This window comes from Sphingobium sp. ba1 (assembly GCF_000743655.1).
Lineage (GTDB): Bacteria > Pseudomonadota > Alphaproteobacteria > Sphingomonadales > Sphingomonadaceae > Sphingobium.
This window is the reverse complement of sequence record NZ_JPPQ01000069.1, coordinates 1869408-1877238: the sequence shown is the minus strand read 5'-3', so window position 1 is coordinate 1877238 and position 7831 is coordinate 1869408. Positions and strand designations below refer to the sequence as shown.

General features: G+C 62.8%; 5 protein-coding genes. All 5 read right to left on the bottom strand.

Annotated elements, in window-relative coordinates; genetic code table 11:
* Positions 1-788: glycoside hydrolase family 95 protein (locus IL54_RS23020; RefSeq protein ID WP_162182246.1), on the bottom strand; the 788-nt coding region annotated here is incomplete at its 3' end.
* On the bottom strand, positions 785-2359 hold the full coding sequence (locus tag IL54_RS12165; protein WP_037475988.1) for a glycoside hydrolase family 43 protein: 1575 nt from the start codon (positions 2357-2359) through the stop codon (positions 785-787). The genes IL54_RS12165 and IL54_RS23020, both read right to left, overlap by 4 nt.
* 12 nt (positions 2360-2371) lie before the next feature.
* Positions 2372-4039, bottom strand: a complete 1668-nt coding sequence (locus IL54_RS12160) for a glycoside hydrolase family 43 protein (protein ID WP_237748869.1) — start codon at positions 4037-4039, stop codon at positions 2372-2374.
* A gap of 267 nt (positions 4040-4306) precedes the next feature.
* On the bottom strand, positions 4307-6721 hold the full coding sequence (locus IL54_RS12155) for a glycoside hydrolase family 3 protein (RefSeq protein WP_237748868.1): 2415 nt from the start codon (positions 6719-6721) through the stop codon (positions 4307-4309).
* 119 nt (positions 6722-6840) lie between these two features.
* Positions 6841-7831: MFS transporter (locus IL54_RS12150; RefSeq protein WP_037478522.1), on the bottom strand; the 991-nt coding region annotated here is incomplete at its 5' end.

The following is a 7831-nucleotide window of genomic DNA, read 5'->3' as shown; positions in this document are numbered from 1 at the left end:
ACCGCATCGGCGCCGCGCACCAGCAATCTGCCGCCTGCACCTGGCTCGATCCGCCCGCCTGTTCGCTTCGGCAGAGGGCGGGCGGCGAACTGCAAGCCGCCGTTAATGCCGGCGGCATCGCCATTGCGGCCGGTCATCAACAGGCTTGCCGATCCGTCGGCCTCGACCGCGACGATCTTGTGCGGGGACGCCAGGCCGATATCGACGTTGAGCTGTCCTTCGCCCGATGCCGTCACACGCATTGCGATGACCTGATCGTCTGCCGACGCAATCACCTGGCGCTTATGATCGATGCCATCGGCGGTGAATCGGGTAGTTGTCATGGCGCTGTCCAGATCCAGGCTGCGCCGATAGTTAGACGTCTGCCCCAGGCCAGGGAAATCCAGCATGAGATCGCAAAAGGCCTGATAGGGCATTTGCGTGGATGGTGTGGCGAGGACGGCGTCGTTCGCCAGGGCTTCGGCCTCGGCAATCTTGCCTTCGAAGATCAACGCGCGGACTTTGGATAGCGCGGCCCGCGCCGCAGGGTTGACCGGGTCATAGGGCTGGCCCGCCCATAGGGTGGACTCGTTGAGTTGCAATCGTTCCTGACGGATACCACCAAAGACCATCGCGCCCATTCGCCCGTTGCCGACGGGCAGCGCCTCCGTCCACACCGATGCGGGCTGTTCATACCAGAGCATAAGAGGTGAGGGCGGGCGAGCGACTGCCCCACGCGCGCGCGCGGTTGAGAGGGCAGCGGTGCCCGCTGCTATCGCCGCAACGCTCTCGCGACGGCTGAATTTCATGGCCTTGCTTCCTCCACCGCTTCGGGCAAGGGCGACAGGGTGAAGCTGTCGATATCGATATAGCCGCCGTCCGGCCGCGCATTATAGCAGGAAAGGGCGAATTGCTGCCCCTGGAACGTGCCGGTGCGCCAGTCGAATTTCAGCGGGAAATGATCGCCTACGCCAGTCCATTTTCGTCCGTCGCTGCTGTAGGCGACGCGGCCCTCGTCACGGACGAAGTCCATGTCGGTGCGCAGCCAGAGCGTCTGGCCAGACACGGGTACGGATGCGACGCGGGTTTCGGTGCGGGGGCCATCCTCCGTGGAATCGGTCACCATCATCGTCAGGGCGCGGCGACCCTTGTCGCTTCCGACGATCGACAATTGCGCGCTGATCTTGCCGAATGTGCCAAAGCCGCACACATCGCCTGAGCGTAACCCGCGCATGTCCACTTTGACGATAGCGCTGCTGCGAGGCCCCTGCCCCTTTTGCGTCAGCGTATTGCGTGCCGTCCACAGCCGGTCGGCCTGGGTTGCGTGAAGCCGCAGGAAGCCTGGCCGTTCGCGCAAAGACCAGCGGCGGTCATCGGGATTATGGTTCCATTGCCATTGCAGGCCCAATGTCGATGCGGAAAAATCATCCGATGCGGGCGGTTCGGCAAAGGGGTGGCCCATGATCGGCTTGGGCGCGCGGTCGGGTACGCGGCCCGGTGCGTCGGGCGTGCCCCATATCGGCCAGTCGTCCTGCCAATATACCGGGCTGATATTGGTCATCCGGCCGATCGATCCGGCATCGACCATGACAAAGCCGGCCCATTCGCCATTGGCCAGATCAACCAATGCGCCCTGATGGCCGCCGCTGGTGTCGTCGATCTGCGGACGGGTCTCCCACGGTCCCTGCAAGCTGCGCGCCCGCGAGACGCTCAGCGCCAGTTTGGAAGGGAGCGCGTTGAACAGATAATACCAGCCCGCGCGCTTGATGATCTTCGATCCTTCAGCGCCTTTGTTATAATGGACGACCTTGGACGCGGTAATCTTGGTGACGTCCTCGTTCATCGTCAGCAATGTCACTGTGCCGTCCGTCCCGATCGACGTCATCAGATAGGCTTGGCCATCATCCTCGAAGAACAGCGCCGGGTCGAAAGCGTGGCGATCCAGTTCGGTATAGGTCCAGGGGCCGGTCGGGCTGTTCGCGCGATAAATGCGCGTGTTGAGCCCGATCGGACTGACGGCCACATAAAAAGTGCCTTTGTGATGGCGCATGCTGGCCGCGAAGAAGCCCCGGCGATAATCGCCGCCATCGCTCAGATCATAGCGGGGGTTGCCCTCCAGCCGGTCCATCAGATGGCCGGCAATCTGCCAGTTCACCAGATCCTTCGAATGAAGGATGGTCATGCCTGGCGCATTGGCGAAGGTGGTGGTGATGAAGTAGAAATCCTCTCCGACGCGAATGATGTCGGGATCGGGATAGTCGGCGAAGAGGACGGGATTGCGATAGGTGCCATCGCCTTGGTCCGCGCGCCAGACTTGCGCGGGCAGGGCAGTGGCGGCCAGCGACAGCCCCAGCAGGGCGATGGATGACTTGATGGTCATGAGAAGCCCTTTTCAGGATGCAGGGGTGTAGCGATAGGGACCGACGACAGTCCCAACGAACCCCCCTGCTTTGCGCGTGCTCAGTAGCGTCGCGTCCAGATCGGATTTGAGCGTCGCCCGTTTTCCCTCCACTTCATAGTCGAACGCCATCTTGCCACCATCGGCGCGGATGGTGAGCGTTACGGGGCCGGTGGCGGTCAGCGGCGCGGAGGCGACCAGCATATCGGTATCGGCATTGTCGCGCGACGTCAGCGCGACCATCTTTTTACCGCCAACCTGGGTAATGCCGAACACTATATGGCTGCGGTCGCTCTGGACCGCCGCCAGCCCGGCGGTGTCGCCGTCCTTCTCCGGGGTGAAGCGCATGGTCGTGGACATGGTGGCGACAGCATGCTGCTGCCGCCGTCCGACGAAGGCCGGAACTCCGTTCAGATCGCCAAGCGGCGTGCCACTGTCCAGTTCCAGCGCGCCGTTGCTCACGCGATAGAAGGGTTGGTGGGGCGTGCGGATGCCGATCCACTGCATCGCCAGACGATCGCCGTCGAAATCATCGGTGTAGGTGAAGTTGCCGCTCATCGGCAGCGCAGGGCTAGGCTGGGCGGGCAGGTCAGGCACCTTGCCGACATGGGGTATCTTTTCGCCACGGGGCAGAATGATCGGCCAGCCATCTTTCCATGTTACGGGCAGCAGGAAGGTTTCACGCCCGATATTGTAGAAGTCGCCCTCATAGGGGCGTACCGCCAGGAAGGTCGCCCACCAGTCCCCCTTTTGCGTCTGGATCAACTTGGCGTGCCCGGCGGACCCAATCGGATTGGGCCGGTTGGGGTCCATATCCCGCTGGGTGAGAATGGGATTGTCCGCATAAGGGAGATAGGGGCCGCGCAGTTTCTTCGATCGCAGCACGACCTGGGAGTGATTGACGCTGGTGCCGCCCTCGGCTGCAGTCAGATAATAATAGCCATCCTTGCGGAAAATATGCGGACCTTCGATCCATACCGGCTTTTTGCTGATGTCGACGCCGCCATTGATCAACTTGGTGCTGGGGCCGACCATTTTGCCGGCGCGCCAGTCATATTCCTGAATCCAGATGGCGCGATGCCCGTCATAGCGCGGCGGTTCATCGGGCGCGCGATTGTTCACGATATAGGCTTTATCCCCTTCCCAATAGATGGATGGGTCGATCCCTTCGAAGGGTAGCCAGATGGGGTCGGACCAAGGACCGGCCGGATCAGTGGCCGTGATGACGAAGTTGTTGCGGCAAGCGACGCAGGTGTTGACGATGTAGAAGACGCCATCATGCCAACTGATGTCTGGCGCAAAGACGGCTTCCGACGTGCGGCGGACGGTAAAATCGAGCTGGCTCGGCCGGTCGATCGCATTGCCGATCTGGACCCAGTTCACAAGATCCTTCGACTTGAAGATCGGCAGGCCGGGGAAATGAGCGAAGGAGGAGTTGACGAGATAATAGTCGTCGCCCACGCGGGTAATGGTCGGATCGGGATAATAGCCCGACAATATGGGATTGATATATTCGCCCGGCCCGGCCTTCACTTGCTCGATCGATTGGCCTTCATAGGTGAAGCGCTCGAAGCGTGCTGGCTCGGCCTGCGCCGCCGTGCTGGATAGTGCCAATGCGGCAAATGGCAGCAGCCGACCCATCATTCCCAGGCCAATATCCATCAATCCCTCTCCTCATTCTATCCGACGCGGCATGATGGAGTGGACGCCTTGAAACGTCTCACGCCATCGCTTCGCTATGTGATAGCGCTAACATATGTCGTTGTCGACCCGCTTGCGCGAGCCGGTTTGACCCGGTGAGCCGACCGCAAGCGCCGGGTTTTCGCGTGCCCAACATCAAATATCAAAAAATGGCCCGCCTCCTGGTGAAGAGGCGGGCCATGTCGCGATGCCGTTTACGGCTTCAGCGTCTCGCGGCGATTCGCAGCGTCAGGGGAGGGATGGGGGACAAGGAACGGGGGTGCCGATGCCCTCGATCCGCACATTGCGCAGGCTGACCGTCATCGGCGCATCCGCTCCCATGCGGAACGGGGTTCCGATCGCCTTGAAATCGGCACCCTTGTCCTTGAAACACTGGAGCGGAATCTGGATGCTGCTTTCCTGGCCCAGCGGCGCTTCCGCCGCCAGTGCGCTGACATCCAGCCGCGCATTGCCCATCGCGATCGAAACGGGCCCAGTGCCACGGGCATCCATCCGCCAGTCGATGCGCAGGGCAAAGCCGCCATTGAGTTGCCGCAACATGTCAACGGCCGGCCCGTCGATGGCGATGTCACCCTTGCCGCTCCACTTGAACTGGCGCGCATCTTCCTGCGCGGCGATATCGACGGCGCGCATGGACACGCTGCTGTCGAGGCCCAGCCGCCATGGATCGAGCACCCGCCCGGTGCGCAGGAACAGGCTGTCGCTGACCGCTGGCCCCTGTTCGACGCGGGGGTCTTCATTCACTGGGCCTTGGGCATGGGGATGGGCGTAATCCAGGCCATAGCCGACCGGGAAAAGGGGCGCAGTGACAGGAGAGCGGGCGTCCGCTGGCCAGGCAAAGGGCAGCCGACCGGTAAAGTCGCGTGGCGGTTTGCCGTCCTTGCCCGCCACCAGCACATCGGCAACGCCCTGGCCCTGCGATCCGGGAAGCCAGCCGGCAACGAAAGCATCGGCTAGATTGAACGCTGGGCCGACGAACAAGGGGCGGCCCGACAGGAAAAGCGCGACGGTCGGAATGCCCTGCGCCTTCAATTTGGCGAGCAGTTCGCGTTCGCCATCCTGACCATGGAAGATGAGGTTCGACACGTCACCCTGAAATTCGGCATAGGGCTGTTCGCCGAAGACGACGATCGCGACGTCCGGCTTGTCGGCAAAATCGCCGGTGGGTGCCAGTTGCCCACTGCCGCCCGCCTGCTTGACGGCATCGATGATGGCACGGCCGATCGTGCTTCCTTTGGGGAAATCCGCAGCGCTCGTGTCCGTGCCCTGCCAAGTGATGGTCCAGCCGCCGGCCTGCATCGCCATATTGTCGGCGCCGGGGCCGGTGACCAGCACCTTCGCGCCTGGACGGATGGGGAGCAATGAGCCTTCATTTTTGAGGAGAACGAGCGACTTGGCGACAGCTTCGCGGGCAATCGCCAGATGCGCATCGGCCCCGACCAGTGCCGGGTCACCGCGCGCGATCCGGTTCGGCCCCATCAGGCCAAGCTTATATTTGACCCGCAAATTGCGCCGTACGGCGTCGTCCAGTCGCGCCATCGGGATGGTGCCGTTGCGCACATCGCGCAGCGTGGCATCGAACAATCCCTTCCAGCTATCGGGAGCCATGAACAGGTCCAGCCCCGCATTGATCGAGGCTGCGCAATCCGTGACGGTGCAGCCGGGGATCTGTCCATGACCGTTCCAGTCGCCGACGATCAGCCCTTCAAACCCCATCCGCTTTTTTAGGACATCGGTCAGCAGCGTCGGATTGCCGTGGTTCTTCGCGCCGTTCCAACTGGAAAAGCTGGCCATGACGGTGAGCGCGCCTGCGTCGATGGCGGCGGGATAGCCCTGCGCATGGATGCGGATCAACTCTGCTTCGGGCAGTCGGGCATCGCCCTGATCCTTGCCATTTTCGGTCCCGCCGTCGGCCAGAAAATGCTTGGCGGTTGCCGCGACCTGGACCGAACCGAGCGGCTTGCCGGGCAGCAGGTCGCCCTGTAGACCCTCCACCATCGCCTTGGAATAGGCTTTCACCAGCGCCGGGTCGGCGGCATAGCCTTCATAACTGCGGCCCCAGCGCAGATCCTGCGGCACCGCCAATGTCGGGGCAAAGGTCCATTCTATCCCGGACCCGGCAATTTCCGCTGCGGTGGCAACGCCGATGCGCTGGATCAGTTCGGGGTCATGCGCGGCACCAAGGCCGATATTGTGCGGAAAGATGGTCGCGCCCGGCAGGTTGGAATGACCGTGAACAGCATCGACGCCGAACAGGATGGGGACACCAGCCCCCGCTTTTTCGGACGCGGCGCGATAGTCGCTGACCAGCTTGATCCAGGTCGCGGCGTCGGCGCGCTCATTGCCGAATGGGCCGGAGTTGCCGCCTGCCAGGATCGATCCCAGGGGATAACGGGCAAGCTCGGCCGGAGTGATCGCGCTGATGTCGGCCTGGATCGTCTGTCCGACCTTCTGCTCCACCGTCATGCGCGCGATCAGGCGGTCGATGGCCGCTTCGGTCTGGCGATCGGTAATGGCGGCCGGGCTGTGGGCCGCGGGCCAGACTGACGGGTCTGCCTTCGCTTCCGGTGGCACAACGACGGGATTGGCGGATGTCCGCGGTTGCCCCGACGCCTGTACATTGCCGCCAATGGCCAGCGCCATGATCATGATTCCCGCTGTTGAGCGCATCGGCATCCTTCCTCGTAATTTTCTGTGAACGTTCTCAACGCATGTTTGTCATGGCTTGCGAGCATGATCAAGCCTTTTGCGCCGATTGGTCGTCAGTGCCGTTTTGTATCGCGCAGCAAGATGGCTGCGATGGCGGACAGCAAAGCCAGAACTGCGAATAGTCCTGAAAAGCCGAGCGTCGGCACCAGCACGAGGGTCAGCGACGGCATGATCAGCGAGGGCACGGTGTTGGTGAGGTTGAACAGGCCAAGATTGCGGCCCCGTCGTCCATCGTCGGGCAGCACCCGCAACGTCTGCGCGCTGTGCAGCGCCAGGAAGATGTTGGTGGAAAGGCCAAACAGCATGAATCCGGCGATCGCCGCCACTGGCCCACGCGCCAGGGCCATGGCGGTGAGGCCAATTGCGGCAATCAGGGCTGCGATGCAGAGCGGGGCTATCGGCCGATCGCGACGGTCGGCCCAGCGTCCGGCCATCAAGGCACAGGGTGCCGCCAGGAACAGGACCATGGTCAGGATGCGGGCCGTAATGGCGTCGTCGAAACGTGTGTCGATCGTCTGAAACCAGAAATAAAGATAGGCAAATAGGGCGGCCTCCGCGATCTGGACCAGCAGGCGGGCGCACCACATGCGCGTGATCATCGCGCGCAACCACGGTAGCGGGGCTATGGCCGCGCCGTGCGAGCGCCGTGTGGCGACCTCGCCCGATGGGCCCAACAGCACTAGCGGCAGGACGCAAGCCATCGCCATCATGCCCACCATCGCGAAGCGCCAAGGCGGATCGGCGAGGCCGGGCATTGTAACCAAGGCCCCGGCCAGTGCCCCGGACGCTGGCGCAAAGGCGAGTAGTCCACCCAGCCGACCCTTTAGCCTATCAGGGACGCAATCGCCCGCCCAGGCGGCTAGCGGTCCCAACATCATGTTCAGCGCCATTTGCCACGCCAGAATCAGCAGGATCAGTGGCCCCAATCGCTCGATATGGGAAAACAGGCAAAGTAGCCCGCTGGACAAGAGCAAGCCGGTTGCGACCCAGAGGCGGCGATGCCCTGTCACGTCGCTGAGCCAGCCGAACAGGATATTGGCGAGA

Coding starts and splice junctions, on each gene's coding strand:
- IL54_RS12165 (WP_037475988.1), bottom strand. CDS start 2,359: ATGACCATCAAGTCATCCATCGCCCTGCTGGGGCTGTCGCTGGCCGCC.
- IL54_RS12155 (WP_237748868.1), bottom strand. CDS start 6,721: ATGGCGCTGGCCATTGGCGGCAATGTACAGGCGTCGGGGCAACCGCGG.
- IL54_RS12160 (WP_237748869.1), bottom strand. CDS start 4,039: ATGGATATTGGCCTGGGAATGATGGGTCGGCTGCTGCCATTTGCCGCA.